The following is a 19,040-nucleotide window of genomic DNA, read 5'->3' as shown; positions in this document are numbered from 1 at the left end:
TGCCCACACAGATTGTCTGATAAATTGTTAAAGAGCAGTGCCGCTTCGCTTTTTCTCAGCGGCGCGGGGTGTGCATATTACGCCATCCCGCTACGAAGTCAAGCATTTAATTTCGCTTTCTTCGCCGAAGTTCTCAGTGGAACCCCGCTGACCCGGCGGCTTGTAATCCGTTGTTCCGTGTCAGTGGAGGCGCATTATAGGGAGTTATTTCAGGCTGACAAGGGGAAATTTAAAATAACTTTCCGAATGCGTATTTTTTCACCAAAACAACCATTAACATGCCATAAAATAAGCAATTTGCCGTTTTTGCAGCCGCAATCACACTCCCTGATGGCATACTAATGAATAAGAAAAAGCGTAAGGAAGAACATTCATGCCTTTAAATGCCCAACAGATAGCTGCCCAAAAGAATCTTTCCTATGTTCTGGCAGAAAAGCTGGCTCAGAGAATATTAAAAGGTGAATACGCACCCGGCGCTATCCTGCCAGGTGAAATTGAGCTGGGCGATCAGTTTGGCGTGAGCCGAACTGCGGTAAGGGAAGCAGTTAAGACATTAACGGCTAAAGGTATGGTATTACCGCGCCCACGTATTGGTACACGCGTTATGCCGCAGGCAAACTGGAACTTCCTCGATCAGGAGCTGCTCACCTGGTGGATGACGGAAGATAATTTCCCACAGGTCATTAAGCACTTTCTGGTGATGCGTATTAGCCTGGAACCTCAAGCTTGTTTACTGGCTGCGACGATTGGTACAGCAGAGCAGAAAGCCCATCTCAATACATTAATGGAAGAGATGGTCGAGCTGAAAAGAAACTTCAGACGCGAACGTTGGATTGAAGTTGATATTGCCTGGCATGAGCACATTTATGAAATGAGCGCGAATCCATTCCTGATATCCTTCGCATCATTGTTCCATTCCGTTTATCAGACCTACTTTACGTCGATTACCTATAACGATGTGGTCAAGCTGGATTTGCACCAGGCCATTGTCGATGCAATAGAAGATAGCGATGGCGAACGCGCATTTGCCGCTTGTCAGGCATTACTGATAGCACCGAACGAGCTCCCGGATAAATAATCTATGTCAGAAAAGAAATCGCGCAGTATGGCTGGATTGCCATGGATAGCCGCCATGGCCTTTTTTATGCAGGCATTAGATGCCACTATCCTCAACACGGCCTTACCCGCAATAGCACATAGTCTTAACCGCTCCCCGCTTGCCATGCAGTCAGCCATTATCAGCTATACCCTGACAGTCGCTATGCTGATCCCGGTGAGTGGATGGTTGGCTGACAGATTCGGGACCCGGCGCGTATTTATGATTGCCGTTAGCCTGTTTACGTTGGGGTCGTTAGCTTGTGCACTTTCCAGCTCATTAAGTGAACTGGTGGTTTTCCGCGTGATACAGGGTATCGGTGGCGCAATGATGATGCCAGTTGCCCGTCTGGCATTATTGCGTGCTTACCCGCGCAGCGAACTACTCCCCGTGCTTAATTTCGTGACCATGCCCGGCCTTGTTGGACCGATTTTAGGTCCGGTACTGGGTGGTGTGCTGGTAACGTGGGCCAGTTGGCACTGGATCTTCCTGATTAATATTCCCATCGGCATTGCCGGTATCTTCTATGCCCGCAAATATATGCCGAACTTCACCACACCACGCCGCGGCTTCGATATGACCGGTTTCTTTCTCTTTGGTCTAAGCCTGGTGCTGTTTTCCAGCGGTGTTGAATTGTTTGGCGAGAAACTTGTTGCCAGTTGGGTCGCACTTGGCATTATTCTCGCCAGCATTGTGTTACTTCTCGCCTACATCCGTCATGCGCGTCGCCATCCGACCCCATTGATTGCGCTTCCTATTTTTAAAACGCGAACCTTTTCTGTTGGCATCGCCGGAAACCTTGCTACTCGCCTGGGGACGGGATGCGTACCTTTCTTAATGCCACTGATGCTGCAGGTAGGCTTTGGATACCCGGCACTCATTGCCGGTTGCATGATGGCTCCGACAGCACTGGGATCAATTCTGGCAAAATCGATGGTGACGCAGGTACTGCGCCGACTCGGCTACCGGACCACACTGGTCGGTATTACAGTGTTTATCGGCCTGATGATTGCACAGTTCTCTTTGCAGTCTCCAGCCATGCCGGTCTGGATGCTAATCCTGCCACTGTTCATTTTAGGTATGGCAATGTCCACCCAGTTTACCTCGATGAATACCATTACTCTGGCAGATTTGACTGATGAGAACGCCAGCAGCGGTAACAGCGTTTTAGCCGTTACGCAGCAGCTGTCTATTAGTTTAGGGGTTGCCATCAGTGCCGCGGTCCTGCGTATCTACGAAGGTATGGAAGGAACCAATACGGTCGAACAGTTCCACTATACCTTTATTACTATGGGCGCGATCACCGTCGTATCGGCGTTGATGTTTATGCTGTTAAGAGCCAAAGATGGGCGCAATCTGATCAAAGAGCGGCATAAGCCTAAACCGACCCCCGCGCCATCAGAACAGGAGTAAGCTGCAAGCGCTGCTGCTGCAATGCGGGCTGTGCCATACGGTGGATTAACACATCAATGGCCAGCTCGCCCAACTCATCTTTCGGTTGGTGAATAGTTGTCAGCGGCGGCGTCATATAGCGCGCCAGTTCTATGTCATCATAACCGACTACCGCCATATCCTGCGGGATACGCAATCCAGACTGATATAAAGCCTGATATGCTCCAACCGCCATCGCGTCATTGCCGGTAAAAACAGCCTGTGGGCGGTCTTTATGCGACAACAGCGTTTGCATAGCTTCAAACCCACCGCCAAACTCGAAGTCACCGGTGATCTCGTAACCGTCCGGGATAGCCAGCCCTGCACGCTTCATTGCCGCACGATACCCCTCCAGACGCAGACGCGCCGGTGTTTTATCCAGAGGGCCCGTGATGCAGGCAATGCGCGTAAACCCTTTTTCGATAAGATGCTGGGTGGCTAAATCCCCACCCAACAGGGAGTTATCCTGAATCAGATCGCTTTCACCATCAAAAGGCGACCAGTCCATCATAACGGTGGGTATAGACGGGTAACGCTGCATGATCTCTCTGGAAGGCTGATGTGTTTCCGTGCAGAGCAGCAGCAAGCCGTCTACCCGCTTTTGCATCAAGGTTTCCAGATTACGGTTCATTCGCTGCTCATCACCTTCGGTGTTGCACAACACCAGGCTGTAACCGCGTTCAAAGCAGCTACGTTCAACACCACGAACCAGCTCAGAGTAAAAGGGATTGGTACTGGCTGTGATTAACATGCCAATCGTGCGGGTCTGATTCAGTTTGAGACTACGCGCCAACGCGGAAGGCGCATAGTTAAGCGCTTTGATCGCCGCATCAACTTTGTCAGTGATCGCCTCACTGACAAAGCGATCTTTATTAATGACGTGAGAAACCGTCGACGTGGAAACACCCGCCAGGCGGGCAACGTCCTTCATTGTAGCCAAGCGTTACCTCTGTTGACTTAAAAACGCTTCGATTTCTTCACGCCATGGAACGGAAGGCTGTGCACCTTTACGTGTGACTGCAATCGCCGCGGCAGCATGTGCAAAACGGATGGCTTCCGATAGCGGAGTCTCTTCCAGTAACGCCGTGATTAACGCGCCGTTAAAGGTATCTCCGGCAGCGATAGTATCAACAGCATCCACTTTAAACCCAGGCACACGACGACCTTCACCGTTTACGCTGGCCCACACGCCACGACTACCTAAGGTAATCAGTACAGTATGAATACCCTTCGCGTGCAACGCCTGCGCCGCTTTAGCTGCATCTTCATCGTTTTCTACCCGGATCCCCGTCAGCTTTTCAGCTTCGGTTTCATTTGGGGTAATAATATCCACCAGCGCCAGCAACTCGTCGGATAGTTCACGTGCCGGGGCTGGATTCAGGGCAACCGTAGTCTTGTTTTGCTGCGCTATCTTTGCCGCAGCCAACACGCTTTCGATCGGTGATTCTAATTGCATCAGTAACGCAGACGCCTGAGCAATACGGTCACGCTGTGCTTCGACCAACGCCGGAGAAAGTGCAGCATTCGCGCCGGCATGAATACCGATAACGTTCTCACCTTCAGCATTCACAAAAATCAGCGCCACACCGGTCGATTCACCCGAAATAACGCTAATCGGGGTAATATCAATATTATCGCGGGCTAACTGTTTACGAACACTTTCGCCAATATCGTCATCACCCGTACAGGCAATGAACGCGATATTCGCGCCACTACGCCCTGCAGCAACCGCTTGATTCGCGCCTTTACCGCCAAACGCCACCTGATATTGGCTACCGGTTACGGTTTCACCCGGTGTCGGGAAAGAGTTAAGGTTGAGGATGTGATCGGCATTAATGCTGCCAAGAACAACGAGGTTGCCTGCGGTTTTCATGTTAGGTATTCCAAGTCAAAGTGCGCCACCTGGTTAGGGTGGCGCGTGCCCTGCTTTTCTTTTTACGCTTTCATCTTCAGAACCAGATCTAACGATGGCGTATTTATGTCTCCATCAGGCCACGAGCGGCCTGAATCGGTATTACTGCTTGATGACCAGCTTCAGGTCAACCGGATATTTAGCCTGAACCTTCTCGCCTTTCAGGACTTTATCCGCAGTCTCAACGCCTTTCGCGCCAATCTGATCCGGCAACTGAGCAATAGTCGCAGCCAGTTTGCCATCATTTACTGCTTTTTCGCCATCAGGTGTGCCGTCAAATCCAACCACCATCACATCATATTTACCCGCAGTTTGCAGTGCGCGCAATGCACCCAGCGCCATTTCATCGTTCTGGGCAAATACCGCCTGCACATCAGGATGTGCAGTCAGCAGGTTCTGCATAACGTTCAAGCCTTTCGTACGGTCGAAGTCTGCCGGCTGACTGGCCAGTACGTTAAATTTGTGTGCCGCAACGGCCTGCTGGAAACCTTCGCCACGCTCACGCGCCGCGGACGTTCCGGCAATGCCCTGCAGTTCGATAACTTTCGCGCCTTCACCGGCTTTTTTCGCGATGTAATCACCCGCAATTTTGCCGCCCAGCACGTTATCAGACGCAATATGGCTTACCACTTCACCTTTAGACGCTACGCGGTCGAGAGTGATAACCGGAATCTTCGCCTGGTTAGCCATCTTCACAGCATTACCCACGGCATCGGAGTCCGTCGGGTTAATCAGCAGTATTTTAGTACCGCGAACCGTTAAATCCTGAACGTTTGCCAGTTCTTTCGCCGGGTTATTCTGTGAATCCAGAATAACCAGGTTATAGCCCAGCTTATCCGCCTCTTTTTGCGCACCATCTTTCAGGGAGACAAAGAACGGGTTATTAAGCGTGGAGACCACCAGCGCAATGGTATCTTTCGCCATCGCATTCGCGCTCACGGTGGCGCTCAGCGCAACAGCAGAAACCAGGGTAGCCAGTTTTTTCATGTTCATATTTAAGATGTCCTGTAATCGTTGTTACTGCTTTTTGTTGTCTACCAGTACCGCCAGCAAAATCACCACCGCTTTGACGATCATCTGGTAATAGGAGGATACACCTAACAAATTCAAACCATTATTGAGGAAACCAAGAATCAATGCGCCGATCAGCGTCCCAACAATTCGTCCTTTACCACCCGCCAGGCTGGTACCGCCTAATACGACCGCAGCGATAGCATCCAGCTCGTAGCCGGTACCCGCCGTTGGTTGTGCAGAGGAAAGACGTGCCACTTCAATGATGCCCGCCAGCGAAGCCAGCAGCCCACAGAGTGAATAGACGATGATTTTGATTTTGCTGACGCTGATACCAGACAGACGCGTTGCCGCTTCGTTACCACCCAGCGCATAGATATAACGGCCCAGACGGGTGTGATGCAGCATGTACCACGCCGCCAGGAAGACAATACCCATAATCCACACCGGCGTCGGGACGCCTAACGGACGACCAATACCAAACCAGCCAAACAGGTCGGCATTGTCGGTAAAGCCGGTATTTACCGGACTGCCGTTGGTGTAGACCATGGTTACACCACGCAGCAGCAGCATCATCACCAGCGTAGCGATAAATGCCTGTACGCGACCTTTTGCGACAATCACCCCGGTTAACGCACCAACAGCAGCGCCCAGCGCCAATGCTGCCGCGACGGCGACCAGCGCGTTGACTTCAATTCCTACAATGGAAGCCGCAACCGCACCGGTGAGCGCCAGCAGGGAACCAACGGACAGATCGATACCCGACGTCAGGATGACCAGCGTCATGCCAACGGCCATAATGGCGTTTACCGACGTTTGCTGGAGAATGTTGAACAGGTTATTAACAGTAAAAAAGTTCGGGCTCATGGTGGAAACAATCGCAATCAGCACTAACAGAGCGATGAGCGACTTTTGCTCCAGAAGCCATGCTTTAGTGAAATAACGGCGACCAGAAACAGCCTGGGTTGTCATCTTTTTTACTCCTGATTCACGCGATTAAGCTTGCCCACAGCGGCAGCCATTAATACTTCCTGAGTGGCCTGCTCGCGAGTGAACTCACCGCCGAGATGCCCTTCATGCATAACGATAATTCGATCGCTCATGCCCAATACTTCTGGCATCTCAGAAGAGACCAGAATGATGCTCAGCCCATCGGCTTTAAACTGATTGATAAGCTGGTAGATTTCTTTCTTGGCGCCAACATCAACGCCGCGTGTTGGCTCATCGAGGATCAGCACTTTGGGTCGGGTCATCAAACCGCGTGCAATCGCCACTTTCTGCTGGTTACCGCCAGAAAGCAGGCCGATAGCCTGTTCCATCGATGGCGTTTTCACATTGAACAGACGAATAAAATCACCTACCGCCTGCTGCTCATCTTTATGCTTCAGGCTTCCGCCGGCACGGCTGAAATAGCGCAACGCGGTCAATGACATATTCTCTTTCACCGACATGCCCAGCACTAAACCATCGCGTTTACGGTCTTCAGAAATATAGACGATACCGTTAGCCAGGCCATCCTGCGGCGAACGGGTGACAACTTCATGGCCATCCAGTGTGACGTAACCGCTGGTACGCGGCAGTGCGCCATACAGGACTTTCATCAATTCGGTTCGCCCGGCCCCCATCAGACCCGATACCCCAAGGATCTCACCTTTGCGCAGCGTGAATGAAACACTGTTCACCCCTGGGCCGCACAGGTTATCGACTTTCAGGCGTACTTCACCCGGCGCTTTATCCAGCCGCGGGTACTGATCTTCCAGCTTACGTCCCACCATCATTTCAATCAGCGAATCTTCGGTTAACGAGGCAACTTCACGCTCGGCAATAAACTGCCCGTCGCGGAAAACGGTCACGTCATCGCAAATCTCGAAGATCTCTTTCATACGGTGGGAGATATAGACGATACCGCGCCCCTGCGATTTAAGTTCGCGGATCACGCGGAACAGGGATTCCGTTTCGGTATCGGTAAGGGCGTCGGTCGGTTCATCCATAACGATGACCTTCGACTCAAAGCTCAACACTTTGGCAATTTCAACCATCTGCTGATCGCCAATCGACAACTCACCCACCAGCCTGTCGCTTTTAAAACGCAGATTGAGTTTGGCAAGCAGCAGATCGGCTTCGGCATACATCTTCTTCCAGTCTATTTTGCCAAAGCGATTTACAAACTCACGGCCAAGAAAAATGTTCTCAGCGATGGTGAGTTGCGGGATCAGGTTCAGCTCCTGGTGAATAATGCCAATCCCGGCTTCCTGGGAGGATTTTGGGCCGTTGAAGGTGGTTTCTTTCCCCAACCATAATAAAGAACCGGCATCACGGGTATAGATACCGGTCAGTACTTTCATCATGGTGGATTTACCCGCGCCGTTTTCGCCTACCAGCGCCATTACGCGACCTGGATAGACATTCAATGCGGCGCCAGATAGCGCTTTTACGCCCGGGAACGCTTTATCGATCCCTTTGAGTTGCAGTAATGCGTTCATGATGGCCTCAGAACGTGACGCCAGCACAAAGAATAATATTCGCATACGGAGAACACTCTCCGCTGCGAATTACCGCCTGACTGTCAGCGGTTTGTTTTTTGAAATGCTCATGCGTGGTGTAACGAATTTCTATGGTGTTTCCCTGGTGTTGTTGCAGTTGCTCAATGTGTTTGAGCAACGTTTCGTGGAGTTGCGGATTATGTTGTTTAATTTCCGTCGCGAGAATGGCTGCCTCGACCTGCATTTCACGCGTGACCACATCCAATACCTGCATAAAAGAAGGTACGCCCTGGGTTAATGCCATATCGATACGGGTTGTGCTATTCGGGATGGGTAAACCCGCATCACATACCACCAGCGTATCGGTATGCCCCAGACGGGAGATCACCGATGAAATTTCAGAGTTGAGTACCGTGCCTTTCTTCATTTTCTTTCCCCACTAGCGAAACGTTTCGCTGACGATAAGTTTAGTCTGAAGGGTGCACAGAAAACCACCGCGAGGTTACGAAAATGTGATCACCATCGAAACGTTTCGCAAGGATTATCATGAGATGAAAAGAAAACTGAGAGGGGTCAAACAAAACGCCCCCTTTCACGATGAAAGAGGGCGTCAACAACATTAAATCTCGACCTGAGTACCGAGTTCAATCACCCGGTTAGGCGGAATTTCAAACTGGTCCGGCGCACGTAGCGCGTTACGCTGCAACAGCAAATACAGCTTACCGCGCAGGCGCAGATACCATGGCCGTTTACCAACAATCAGCGACTCATGCGACATAAAGAAGGAGGTTTCCATCATCCGGCAACTTAAGCCTTCCAGACCACAGCGGTGGAACACTTCCTCAACGTTTGGCGTTTCACGCCAGCCATAACTGGCCACCACGCGCCAGAAGGTAGGCGACAGTTGCTCAATCTGCACTCTACGTACATTGTGTACATAGGGTGCGTCTTCAGTGCGCAACGTCAGCAGAATAACGCGTTCATGCAACACTTTGTTGTGTTTGAGATTATGCAGCAGCGCAAACGGGATGACGTTCAACGCACGGGACATATACACCGCCGTTCCTGGTACACGCACCGGTGGGGATTTCTCCAGCGAGGCAATCATCGCCTCCAGAGAGTTACCGTGCTCATGCATACGACGCAACAGACGGAAGCGTTCGCTTTTCCAGGTCGTCATAATCGTGAACATCACCAGACCCAGCGAGAGCGGCAACCAGCCGCCTGAAACGAGCTTATCGAGGTTTGCAGAGAATAACGGAACATCGATGCACAGGAACGCGACCAGAATCAGGAAGACGAAGTATTTATTCCAGTGCCAGTTTTGCCGCGCCACAGTCGTCGACAAGATGGACGTCAGCACCATTGTTCCCGTTACCGCAATACCGTACGCAGCAGCCAGATTACTGGAGTGCTCAAAGCTCACTATCACGATAACCACGGCGAAATAAAGCATCCAGTTTACGAAAGGAATATAGATCTGACCCGATTCCATTTCTGAAGTATGGATAATCCGCATCGGCGATAAATACCCCAGACGCACAGCCTGGCGCGTCAGTGAGAATACGCCGGAGATAACCGCCTGAGAGGCGATAACCGTTGCCAGAGCGGCAAGGATCAGCAGCGGAATCAGTGCCCAGTCCGGTGCCAACAGGAAGAACGGGTTTTTGATCGCTTCGGGATGCTTTAACAACAACGCTCCCTGACCAAAATAATTCAACACCAGCGAAGGCAATACGACGGAGAACCATGCCAGGCGAATCGGTAACTTACCAAAGTGGCCCATATCGGCATACAGCGCTTCAACACCGGTAATCGACAGCACCACCGCGCCCAGCGCAATAAAGGATAGCGTTTTGAATTCCAGGAAGAAATGAACAGCCCAATACGGATTAAGGGCATGCAACACTTCCGGATTCGCAATAATGCTGCGTACACCCAGCACGGCAAGCACGAGGAACCATATCAGCATAATCGGCGCAAACAGCTTACCTACCATGCCGGTACCGTGTTTTTGAATCAAAAACAGCAGGGTAAGTACGATAATAGAGAGAGGAACTATCCAGGTGTCCAGTTGTGGAGCAATAATCTCCAGACCTTCAATCGCCGACATCACCGAAATCGCTGGCGTAATCACCACCTCGCCATAGAAAAAGCTGCCGCCAATCAATCCCATAATCACCAGCATCGAGGTCGTTCGCGCCGACGTATTACGCCCGGCCAACGACATCAACGTCAGGATCCCGCCTTCCCCGGCGTTATCAGCACGCATAACAAATGACAGATATTTAACGGAAACAACCAGGATCAGCAGCCAGAAAATCAGCGAGAGAAAACCAAACACGGCATCACGTTCAACGCCAAAACCAAACTGCCCGGACAAACATTCACGAAGCGTATAAAGTGGGCTGGTACCAATATCACCGTAGACAACCCCAATGGCCGCGAGGGTAATCGCAGACAATGATTGCTTATTATCAGTGCTCATAGACTCGTCTTTCGTTTATACACATCATCGCTCAAGCTACCTCCGCGTTGGCTGCATTCGTTATTCCGCCCATCCCAGGGAATAACTCCATTGCCGCCTTGGTGCAGCTTGATTGATATGGTGTATATATTAGAAATGTGTGCGTCGTCCCTTGGCCCACAAAAAGGCGCACAGTATGCACGATTAATCGCAAAATCGTACCCCTAAATGAGACCAGATTAATCTGGCTCAAAGAAAAATAAACGCGCCTTCAGTCTATTACAGCCCAGGGGCTAAACATCTATACTCGCTGTTTAACGCGGTACATTTGGCGAAAGGACGCCACTTCATTATGGCTCACCCACATTTATTAGCGGAAAGAATTTCCCGTCTGAGCAATGCGCTGGAAAAGGGACTTTATGAACGTAGCCACGCCATTCGCCTGTGTCTGCTGGCCGCACTCAGCGGCGAGAGCGTCTTCTTATTAGGCCCTCCAGGGATCGCGAAAAGCTTAATCGCTCGCCGACTGAAGTTTGCCTTTAAAAATGCCCGAGCTTTCGAATATCTGATGACGCGCTTCTCGACACCTGAAGAGGTCTTTGGCCCGCTATCCATTCAGGCGCTTAAAGACGAAGGTCGCTATGAGCGCTTAACAGCAGGCTACCTTCCGGAAGCCGAAATTGTTTTTCTCGATGAAATCTGGAAAGCAGGCCCGGCCATTCTCAACACCCTGCTTACCGCCATTAACGAACGCCACTTCCGCAACGGTGCACACGAGGAGAAAATCCCGATGCGCCTGCTGGTCGCGGCCTCCAACGAACTACCTGAAGCGGACAGCAGCCTGGAAGCATTGTATGACCGTATGCTGATTCGCCTGTGGCTGGATAAAGTCCAGGACAAGGCTAACTTCCGATCTATGCTGTTAAGCCAGCAGGATGAAAGTGACAACCCTGTTCCAACAACGTTACAAGTGACGGATGAAGAGTACTACCAGTGGCAAAAAGACATTGGCAAAATCACGCTTCCCGATCGTGTATTTGAATTGATTTTCACCCTGCGCCAGCAACTGGATGCGCTACCGAACGCCCCCTACGTCTCTGACCGTCGCTGGAAAAAAGCAATCCGCTTACTCCAGGCCAGCGCCTTCTTTAGCGGGCGCGATGCCGTTGCACCTATCGACCTTATTCTACTGAAAGATTGCTTATGGTATGACGCGCAAAGCCTGAATCTGATGCAGCAACAAATCGAAATATTGATGACCGGGCACGCCTGGCAGCAGCAGACAATGTTGACTCGCCTTGGGGCAATAATGCAGCGTCGCATCCAGCTACAGCAGCAGCAAAGTGATAAAACAGCGTTCACGGTGATTCGTCAGGGCGGAATGTTCAGCCGCCGTCCTCATTATGATTTACCTCCGGAAGCCAACACTTCCGTACTGACACTGCTACTGCAAAAACCCCTAAAGCTGCACGATATGGACGTTATCCATATTGCCTTTGAACGCGGCGCTCTGGAGCTGTGGCTGACTAAAGGCGGCGAGATCCGCGGAAAATTAAACGGTATCGGATTTGCCCAGACGCTGAACATGGAAGTCGACAGCGCTCAGCACCTGGTCGTACGCGACGTCAGCTTGCAAGGTTCTCGACTGGCGTTACCCGGTGCATCAGAAGAAGGCATGCCCAGTGAGATAAAACAGCAGCTTGAAGCGCTCGACAACGAATGGCACCAGCAGCACAGCGAATTCAGTGAACAGCAAAAATGTCTGTTTATCCATAGTGACTGGTTAGGCCGCATTGAAGCCAGCCTGCAGGACGTCGGTACACAGATCCGACAGGCACAACAATGCTGACCCTTGATACGCTGAATATCATGCTGGCGGTCGGCGAAGAGGGGATGATCGAAGAGATGATCATCGCACTGCTGGCTTCCCCGCAGATGGCGGTCTTTTTCAAAAAATTTCCCCGGCTAAAAAAAGCGATTACTGACGATGTTCCCCGCTGGCGTGAAGCGTTACGTAGCCGCCTCAAAGATACCCACGTACCGCCGGAGCTAACAGAAGAGGTAATGTGCTATCAGCAAAGCCAGCTCCTCTCCACTCCGCAGTTTATCGTCCAGCTACCGCAAATCTTAGCGCTCCTGCACCGACTCCACTCACCATGGGCTGGGCAAGCGCAGCAACTGGTCGATGACAACAGTACTTTTACGCCCGCACTGCATACACTATTTCTCCAGCGCTGGCGCCTGAGCCTGGTGGTTCAAACCACCACGCTTAATCAGCAGCTACTGGAAGAAGAACGCGAACAGTTGCTCAGTGAAGTGCAGGAACGGATGACGCTCAGTGGCCAACTGGAACCTGTGCTGGCGGAAAATGACAACGCAGCGGGTCGTTTGTGGGACATGAGCGCAGGTCAAATCAAGCGCGGTGATTATCAGCTGATGGTGAAATACGGTGAGTTTCTGACGCAACAACCCGAACTTCAACGTCTGGCCGAACAGTTGGGGCGCTCCAGAGAAGCGAAATCCGTGCCGCGTAAAGATGCGCCAATGGAAACATTCCGTACGCTGGTGCGTGAACCGGCCACCGTCCCGGAACAGGTGGATGGCATTCAACAAAGCGATGATATCCTGCGTTTACTCCCCCCCGAATTGGCCACGTTGGGTATTACCGAACTGGAATATGAGTTCTATCGGCGGCTGGTGGAAAAGCAGCTCCTGACATACCGCCTGCATGGAGAAGCCTGGCGCGAGAAAGTCACAGAGCGGCCGGTTATACACCAGGATTTTGACGAACAACCTCGTGGACCGTTTATTGTCTGTGTCGATACCTCGGGATCGATGGGCGGATTTAACGAACAGTGTGCGAAAGCCTTTTGCCTCGCACTGATGCGCGTTGCACTCGCCGATAACCGCCGCTGTTTCATCATGTTATTTTCGACAGAAGTCGTGCGCTATGAGCTATCCGGTCCGGAAGGCATTGAGCAGGCAATCCGTTTTTTAAGCCAGCGTTTTCGCGGCGGTACGGACATTGCCAGCTGTTTTCGCGCCATTATTGAACGTATGCAAGGTCGGGAATGGTTTGATGCCGATGCGGTGGTGATTTCGGATTTTATCGCCCAGCGATTACCCGATGAAGTTGTCAACAAAGTGGGGGAATTACAGCGGGTACATCAGCACCGTTTTCATGCGGTCGCGATGTCAGCACACGGCAAACCCGGCATCATGCGCATTTTCGATCATATCTGGCGCTTTGATACCGGGATGCGAAGCCGCCTGCTCAGACGCTGGCGGCGTTAATTTTTTACAGCAGAGAAGCGACGCTTTCACGGACCTGTGCAGGCCACACACCGCACTGAACCTGGCCAATGTGCGGCAACTGCAGCAGCAGCATAGTCAGGCGTGACTGCCCAATACCGCCGCCAATGGTCTGCGGCATTTCGCCACGCAACAGTGCCTGGTGCCACTCCAGACTCAGGCGGTCTTCATCACCGGTCAGAGCAAGCTGGTGTTTCAGCGCATCGGCATCCACGCGGATCCCCATCGAAGACAGTTCAAACGCATCTTCCAGAACAGGGTTCCACACCAGGATATCACCGTTCAGACCAGCATGGCCCAGCTCGGAAGCGGAACTCCAGTCATCATAATCCGGAGCACGAACGTCATGACGGTGACCGTCGCTAAGTTTGCCGCCGATCCCGACCAGGAACACCGCGCCCAGCTCTTTTGCGATCGCACGTTCACGACCTTTTGCATCAAGATCCGGGTAGCGAGATAACAGCTCCTGGCTATGCACAAAGTGGATCTGCTCTGGCAGGAACGGTGCCAGACCAAATTCTTTGCTTACCGCAGCTTCGGTTGCCTTAATTCCCGCCCAGATAGCCTCTACTGTGCTTTTCAGAGTGGAGAATTGACGCTCACCGTCACCCATAACGCGCTCCCAGTCCCACTGGTCAACGTAGACCGAGTGAAGCGGAGAGAGACGGTCCTCATCCGGGCGCAGAGCTTTCATATGCGTGTACAGCCCCTCGCCCGCGCTGAAGTCGTGTTGTCCCAGCGTTTGACGCTTCCACTTCGCCAGTGAATGAACCACTTCGAACTGAGCGTCTGGTAATGCTTTCACTTTCACCTGCACCGCTTTTTCACAGCCAGACAAGTTATCCTGCGTGCCATCTCCTACGCGGCTGAGGATCGGTGCCTGAACTTCGATCAGACCTAAACGCTCCTCCAGTTGACGAGAAAAATGAGATTTCACGAAGCTAATTTGACGTTGTTTGGCAATGTAAGCGGTTTTCATTATGTTTACTCCTGTGTCCTGTTGCCTATGATTAAGCAACAGAATGGAGGTAATATTCAATAATCAACAAACAAAAAGCCGACTTCGATTTTGATTCGTTAAAATTTAACGCTAAAATAGAGTGAATCATCAATCTACATAAGAAAAACCTATGGAAAATTATCAGATCGACAATCTGGACCGCGGCATTCTTGACGCCCTGATGGAAAATGCCCGCACCGCCTACGCCGAACTGGCAAAACAGTTTGGTGTCAGCCCGGGTACCATCCACGTACGCGTTGAAAAGATGAAGCAGGCTGGGATCATTACCGGCGCACGTATTGATGTCAGTCCAAAACAACTGGGTTATGACGTCGGCTGCTTTATTGGCATCATCCTGAAAAGTGCTAAGGATTATCCATCTGCATTAGCCAGACTGGAAAGTCTCGATGAAGTGACCGAGGCGTATTACACCACCGGACACTACAGCATCTTTATTAAGGTGATGTGTAAATCTATCGATGCTCTGCAACAAGTACTTATCAACAAGATCCAAACAATTGATGAAATTCAATCCACAGAAACCTTGATCGTCTTGCAGAACCCGATCATGCGTACCATCAAGCCCTGATCGCTTTTTTTAATCCCCTATTTTTCCACAGGTAGATCCCAGCTCGCTCACAGCGTACAATGCTGCCTCTTCATCGAGGTAGCGATCAATGGCAGATATCACTCTTATCAGCGGCAGCACGCTTGGCAGTGCGGAATATGTAGCAGAACATTTGGCTGAACAGCTGGATGACGCTGGTTTTTCCAGCGAAATACTGCATGGACCGATGCTCGACGAGGTTCCAACTCAAGGGGTCTGGCTGGTAATCAGCTCAACGCACGGTGCGGGAGACATTCCTGATAACCTGCAACCTTTATATGACGCATTGCGCGAGCAGAAACCGGATCTTTCGCAGGTACGCTTTGGTGCCATCGGCATTGGTAGCCGTGAATATGACACGTTCTGCGGTGCGATTGACAAGCTGGAAGCTGAACTGAAGGCCTGCGGGGCGAAACAGATCGGTGAAACGCTCAGGATCAACGTACTGGAACATGAGATTCCGGAAGATCCGGCTGAAATTTGGTTGGGATCCTGGCATCCATTGCTCAGAGATTTGTAAAGATCGTACTTTTTTATGTGGATAACTCTGGTTAAAAGCTTGGATCAACCGGTAGTTATCCAAAGAATAACTGTTGTTCAGTTTTTGAGTTGTGTATAACCCTTCATTCTGATCCCAGCTTATACGGACCAGGATCACCGATCATTCACAGCTAATGATCCTCAACAACCCGTTGATCTTATTCAAAGGATCGCCCTTATCCACAGATAGTCGCGATCCTAATAAGAGATCACAATAAAACAGATCTCTAAATAAAAAGATCTTCTTTTTAATACCCAGGATCCGAGGTCTTTCTCCATCGACTAAAGTTGAGTAGAATCCACGGCCCGGGCTTCAATCCATTTTCACACCGCGTTATGCGAGGCAATTACCATGTTTTATCAGGATCCTTTTGACGTCATCATCATTGGCGGGGGTCATGCAGGCACCGAGGCCGCAATGGCCGCGGCGCGAATGGGTCAACAGACTCTGCTTTTGACACACAATATCGACACTCTGGGGCAAATGAGCTGCAACCCAGCGATTGGCGGCATTGGGAAGGGACACCTGGTAAAAGAAGTGGATGCGCTTGGCGGCCTGATGGCAACCGCGATCGACCATGCCGGCATCCAGTTTAGGATACTAAACGCCAGCAAAGGCCCGGCAGTTCGCGCCACTCGTGCTCAGGCGGATCGCGTGCTCTATCGTCAGGCGGTACGTACTGCGTTGGAGAACCAGCCGAATCTGATGATCTTCCAGCAAGCGGTTGAAGATCTGATTGTTGAAAACGATCGTGTTGTGGGTGCGGTGACTCAGATGGGTCTGAAGTTCCGTGCTAAAGCGGTTGTATTAACCGTAGGGACCTTCCTCGACGGAAAAATTCACATTGGTCTGGACAACTACAGCGGTGGCCGTGCAGGCGATCCGCCGTCTATTCCACTGTCACGTCGCCTGCGTGAGCTTCCGCTGCGCGTTAGTCGTTTGAAAACAGGTACACCGCCGCGTATTGATGCGCGTACCATCGATTTCAGCGTACTTGGCCAGCAAAACAGCGATAACCCGATGCCGGTCTTTTCGTTCCTTGGCGATGTTTCTCAACATCCGCGCCAGATGCCGTGTTACATCACGCATACTAACGAGAAAACCCATGACGTGATCCGTAATAACCTCGATCGTAGCCCGATGTATGCTGGCGTGATCGAAGGTATAGGCCCACGTTACTGCCCGTCGATCGAAGACAAAGTGATGCGCTTTGCCGATCGTAACCAGCACCAGATCTTCCTTGAACCGGAAGGACTGACGTCTAACGAAATTTACCCGAACGGTATTTCCACCAGCCTGCCGTTTGACGTGCAGATGCAAATTGTCCGCTCCATGCAGGGGATGGAAAACGCCAAAATTGTTCGTCCTGGCTATGCTATTGAATATGATTTCTTCGATCCACGCGACCTGAAACCAACTCTGGAAAGTAAATTCATTCAGGGTCTGTTCTTTGCCGGTCAGATTAACGGTACAACCGGTTACGAAGAAGCCGCCGCGCAAGGTTTGCTGGCGGGTCTGAACGCCGCACGCCTGTCCGCTGACAAAGAGGGGTGGGCTCCTGCGCGTTCTCAGGCCTATCTTGGTGTGCTGGTGGATGACCTGTGTACGTTGGGCACTAAAGAACCGTACCGCATGTTTACTTCGCGCGCAGAATACCGTTTGATGCTGCGCGAAGATAACGCCGATCTCCGTCTGACCGAAATTGGTCGTGAACTGGGTCTGGTGGGGGATGAACGCTGGGCGCGCTTCAATGAAAAACTGGAACGCATCGAACAAGAACGTCAGCGTTTGAAATCAACCTGGGTGAACCCGCTTGCTGAATCTGCTGCGGAAGTGAACGCGCACCTGGCAACGCCTCTGTCACGCGAGGCCAGTGGTGAAGATCTGCTGCGTCGTCCGGACATGACCTATGCGCAGCTGACATCATTGTCCGCATTTGCACCAGCGCTTGATGATCCTCAGGCGGCTGAACAGGTTGAGATTCAGGTTAAGTACGAAGGTTATATTGCCCGTCAGCAGGATGAAATCGAAAGACAACAGCGCAATGAGAACACGTTGCTGCCTGCGACTCTGGATTATCGTCAGGTTTCCGGTTTGTCGAATGAAGTTATTGCCAAGCTGAACGATCACAAACCTGTGTCAATCGGCCAGGCATCGCGCATTTCTGGTGTCACGCCTGCCGCCATCTCCATTCTGCTGGTTTGGCTGAAAAAACAAGGTATGCTGCGCCGTAGCGCTTAATCACACTATTTGGGCGGGGGCGCTACGCTTGCCCGCCCTGCAAATTTGTCGACCCGATAAGCTATAGCGCAGCGGGTAATTGATTATTAACAGGTAACGACCGTGCTCAACAAACTCTCTCGTCTGCTGGCTGATGCTGGTATTTCTCTTACCGATCACCAGAAAAATCAGCTGATTGCGTATGTCGATATGCTGCACAAATGGAATAAAGCGTACAACCTGACATCGGTGCGGGACCCCAACGAAATGCTGGTGCGCCATATTCTGGACAGCATTGTGGTCGCACCCCATCTGCAGGGCGTACGTTTTATTGATGTCGGCACGGGACCGGGCTTACCGGGAATTCCACTTTCTATCGTGCGTCCTGAGGCGCATTTTACTCTGCTGGATAGTCTGGGAAAACGCGTACGCTTTCTGCGTCAGGTACAACATGAGCTTAAACTGGACAACATCACTCCAGTACAAAGCAGGGTAGAAGAATTCCCTTCTGAGCCACCTTTTGATGGTGTGATAAGCCGTGCTTTTGCGTCTCTTAACGACATGCTGAGCTGGTGCCACCATTTACCCGGTCAAAATGGACGTTTTTATGCTTTAAAAGGGCAATTACCGGAAGATGAGATCGCCACACTGCCTGCGGCGTTCAGCGTAGAATCAGTTGTAAAATTACGGGTTCCACAACTGGATGGTGAGCGCCATTTGGTGGTTATTAAGCCAAACAAAATTTAATATTTATCAAAAAAAACAGAAAAAAAGCGGGCCTTCAGGTGTTAAATACCGGGGGGTATAAGGGGGGGAAGTGGTGTTACATTTCACCTCTGTCTTACTGTTTTGCATCATAACTATAACGTACCGTTTTTTGTTAAAAACGAAACAAGTCAACTGTGAAAATATCAGTCTGCTAAAAATAGAACCTAAGAATCACCGTTTTGTGTTAATTAT

At 51.1% G+C, this 19,040-nt stretch carries 17 protein-coding genes; 9 read left to right on the top strand and 8 right to left on the bottom strand.

What is annotated here, in order from left to right:
• The 3 genes from NNN64_RS20485 to mdtD form a co-directional block, all read left to right on the top strand.
• Positions 1–342: hypothetical protein (locus NNN64_RS20485; protein WP_271442577.1), on the top strand; the 342-nt coding region annotated here is incomplete at its 5' end.
• Between the two features lie 31 nt (positions 343–373).
• Entirely contained in the window at positions 374–1,078 is a 705-nt protein-coding gene (locus NNN64_RS20480) for a FadR/GntR family transcriptional regulator (RefSeq protein ID WP_101742141.1), read from the top strand.
• A 3-nt stretch (positions 1,079–1,081) separates the two neighbouring features.
• Positions 1,082–2,509: a multidrug transporter subunit MdtD gene (gene mdtD / locus NNN64_RS20475; RefSeq protein WP_271442576.1), complete on the top strand. Its 1,428-nt coding sequence runs from the start codon at positions 1,082–1,084 to the stop codon at positions 2,507–2,509.
• On the opposite strand, the gene rbsR is transcribed toward mdtD, so the two are convergent.
• The 7 genes from rbsR to kup form a co-directional block, all read right to left on the bottom strand.
• Positions 2,475–3,467 (bottom strand): ribose operon transcriptional repressor RbsR, encoded by a 993-nt coding sequence (gene rbsR, locus NNN64_RS20470; RefSeq protein ID WP_137381323.1) that lies wholly within the window; start codon positions 3,465–3,467, stop codon positions 2,475–2,477. The two genes, mdtD and rbsR, sit on opposite strands and share 35 nt — an antisense overlap.
• Before the next feature lie 3 nt (positions 3,468–3,470).
• Positions 3,471–4,400, bottom strand: a complete 930-nt coding sequence (gene rbsK, locus NNN64_RS20465) for a ribokinase (RefSeq protein ID WP_271442575.1) — start codon at positions 4,398–4,400, stop codon at positions 3,471–3,473.
• 141 nt (positions 4,401–4,541) lie between these two features.
• Complete coding sequence (rbsB, locus tag NNN64_RS20460; protein WP_271442574.1) at positions 4,542–5,432, bottom strand: ribose ABC transporter substrate-binding protein RbsB; 891 nt, start codon at positions 5,430–5,432, stop codon at positions 4,542–4,544.
• Between the two features lie 24 nt (positions 5,433–5,456).
• Positions 5,457–6,422, bottom strand: coding sequence for a ribose ABC transporter permease (rbsC, locus tag NNN64_RS20455; RefSeq protein ID WP_137381321.1), 966 nt, complete (start codon positions 6,420–6,422; stop codon positions 5,457–5,459).
• Between the two features lie 5 nt (positions 6,423–6,427).
• The gene (gene rbsA, locus NNN64_RS20450) at positions 6,428–7,933 is read right to left on the bottom strand and encodes a ribose ABC transporter ATP-binding protein RbsA (protein WP_271442573.1); all 1,506 of its coding nucleotides are present in this window, start codon (positions 7,931–7,933) and stop codon (positions 6,428–6,430) included.
• 7 nt (positions 7,934–7,940) lie between these two features.
• Positions 7,941–8,360 (bottom strand): D-ribose pyranase, encoded by a 420-nt coding sequence (rbsD, locus tag NNN64_RS20445; protein WP_271442572.1) that lies wholly within the window; start codon positions 8,358–8,360, stop codon positions 7,941–7,943.
• Between the two features lie 192 nt (positions 8,361–8,552).
• A complete protein-coding gene (gene kup / locus NNN64_RS20440) occupies positions 8,553–10,421 on the bottom strand; it encodes a low affinity potassium transporter Kup (protein ID WP_048213793.1) in 1,869 nt (622 codons plus the stop codon).
• Positions 10,422–10,752: 331 nt separating this feature from the next.
• Here kup and ravA point away from each other — a divergent pair, with 331 nt between their 5' ends.
• Positions 10,753–12,249, top strand: a complete 1,497-nt coding sequence (gene ravA, locus NNN64_RS20435) for an ATPase RavA (protein ID WP_271442571.1) — start codon at positions 10,753–10,755, stop codon at positions 12,247–12,249.
• Positions 12,243–13,694 (top strand): ATPase RavA stimulator ViaA, encoded by a 1,452-nt coding sequence (viaA, locus tag NNN64_RS20430; protein WP_137381317.1) that lies wholly within the window; start codon positions 12,243–12,245, stop codon positions 13,692–13,694. The genes ravA and viaA overlap by 7 nt, the downstream gene beginning before the upstream one ends.
• A 4-nt stretch (positions 13,695–13,698) precedes the next feature.
• Here the strand turns inward: viaA and asnA are convergent, their stop codons facing one another.
• Entirely contained in the window at positions 13,699–14,691 is a 993-nt protein-coding gene (asnA, locus tag NNN64_RS20425) for an aspartate--ammonia ligase (RefSeq protein ID WP_005121446.1), read from the bottom strand.
• A gap of 151 nt (positions 14,692–14,842) precedes the next feature.
• Here asnA and asnC point away from each other — a divergent pair, with 151 nt between their 5' ends.
• The 4 genes from asnC (at position 14,843) to rsmG (ending at position 18,827) form a co-directional block, all read left to right on the top strand.
• Entirely contained in the window at positions 14,843–15,301 is a 459-nt protein-coding gene (asnC, locus tag NNN64_RS20420; protein ID WP_003023780.1) for a transcriptional regulator AsnC, read from the top strand.
• 88 nt (positions 15,302–15,389) lie between these two features.
• Positions 15,390–15,839, top strand: coding sequence for an FMN-binding protein MioC (gene mioC / locus NNN64_RS20415; protein WP_271442570.1), 450 nt, complete (start codon positions 15,390–15,392; stop codon positions 15,837–15,839).
• A gap of 372 nt (positions 15,840–16,211) precedes the next feature.
• Entirely contained in the window at positions 16,212–18,101 is a 1,890-nt protein-coding gene (gene mnmG, locus NNN64_RS20410; RefSeq protein WP_271442569.1) for a tRNA uridine-5-carboxymethylaminomethyl(34) synthesis enzyme MnmG, read from the top strand.
• Between the two features lie 102 nt (positions 18,102–18,203).
• A complete protein-coding gene (gene rsmG / locus NNN64_RS20405) occupies positions 18,204–18,827 on the top strand; it encodes a 16S rRNA (guanine(527)-N(7))-methyltransferase RsmG (RefSeq protein ID WP_271442568.1) in 624 nt (207 codons plus the stop codon).
• Positions 18,828–19,040 lie beyond the last annotated feature (213 nt).

Origin of the sequence: Citrobacter sp. Igbk 14 (genome assembly GCF_028069825.1) — a bacterium.
In the GTDB taxonomy this organism is placed as follows: Bacteria; Pseudomonadota; Gammaproteobacteria; order Enterobacterales; family Enterobacteriaceae; genus Citrobacter.
The sequence above is the reverse complement of the archived record's forward strand: the minus strand, read 5'-3'. Positions and strand labels throughout refer to the sequence as shown.

Bases quoted from the DNA above. Each gene is read 5' to 3' on its own strand.
- NNN64_RS20480 (WP_101742141.1), top strand. From the start codon at position 374: ATGCCTTTAAATGCCCAACAGATAGCTGCCCAAAAGAATCTTTCCTAT.
- mdtD (WP_271442576.1), top strand. From the start codon at position 1,082: ATGTCAGAAAAGAAATCGCGCAGTATGGCTGGATTGCCATGGATAGCC.
- rbsK (WP_271442575.1), bottom strand. From the start codon at position 4,400: ATGAAAACCGCAGGCAACCTCGTTGTTCTTGGCAGCATTAATGCCGAT.
- rbsB (WP_271442574.1), bottom strand. From the start codon at position 5,432: ATGAACATGAAAAAACTGGCTACCCTGGTTTCTGCTGTTGCGCTGAGC.
- rbsC (WP_137381321.1), bottom strand. From the start codon at position 6,422: ATGACAACCCAGGCTGTTTCTGGTCGCCGTTATTTCACTAAAGCATGG.
- rbsA (WP_271442573.1), bottom strand. From the start codon at position 7,933: ATGAACGCATTACTGCAACTCAAAGGGATCGATAAAGCGTTCCCGGGC.
- rbsD (WP_271442572.1), bottom strand. From the start codon at position 8,360: ATGAAGAAAGGCACGGTACTCAACTCTGAAATTTCATCGGTGATCTCC.
- kup (WP_048213793.1), bottom strand. From the start codon at position 10,421: ATGAGCACTGATAATAAGCAATCATTGTCTGCGATTACCCTCGCGGCC.
- ravA (WP_271442571.1), top strand. From the start codon at position 10,753: ATGGCTCACCCACATTTATTAGCGGAAAGAATTTCCCGTCTGAGCAAT.
- viaA (WP_137381317.1), top strand. From the start codon at position 12,243: ATGCTGACCCTTGATACGCTGAATATCATGCTGGCGGTCGGCGAAGAG.
- asnA (WP_005121446.1), bottom strand. From the start codon at position 14,691: ATGAAAACCGCTTACATTGCCAAACAACGTCAAATTAGCTTCGTGAAA.
- asnC (WP_003023780.1), top strand. From the start codon at position 14,843: ATGGAAAATTATCAGATCGACAATCTGGACCGCGGCATTCTTGACGCC.
- mioC (WP_271442570.1), top strand. From the start codon at position 15,390: ATGGCAGATATCACTCTTATCAGCGGCAGCACGCTTGGCAGTGCGGAA.
- mnmG (WP_271442569.1), top strand. From the start codon at position 16,212: ATGTTTTATCAGGATCCTTTTGACGTCATCATCATTGGCGGGGGTCAT.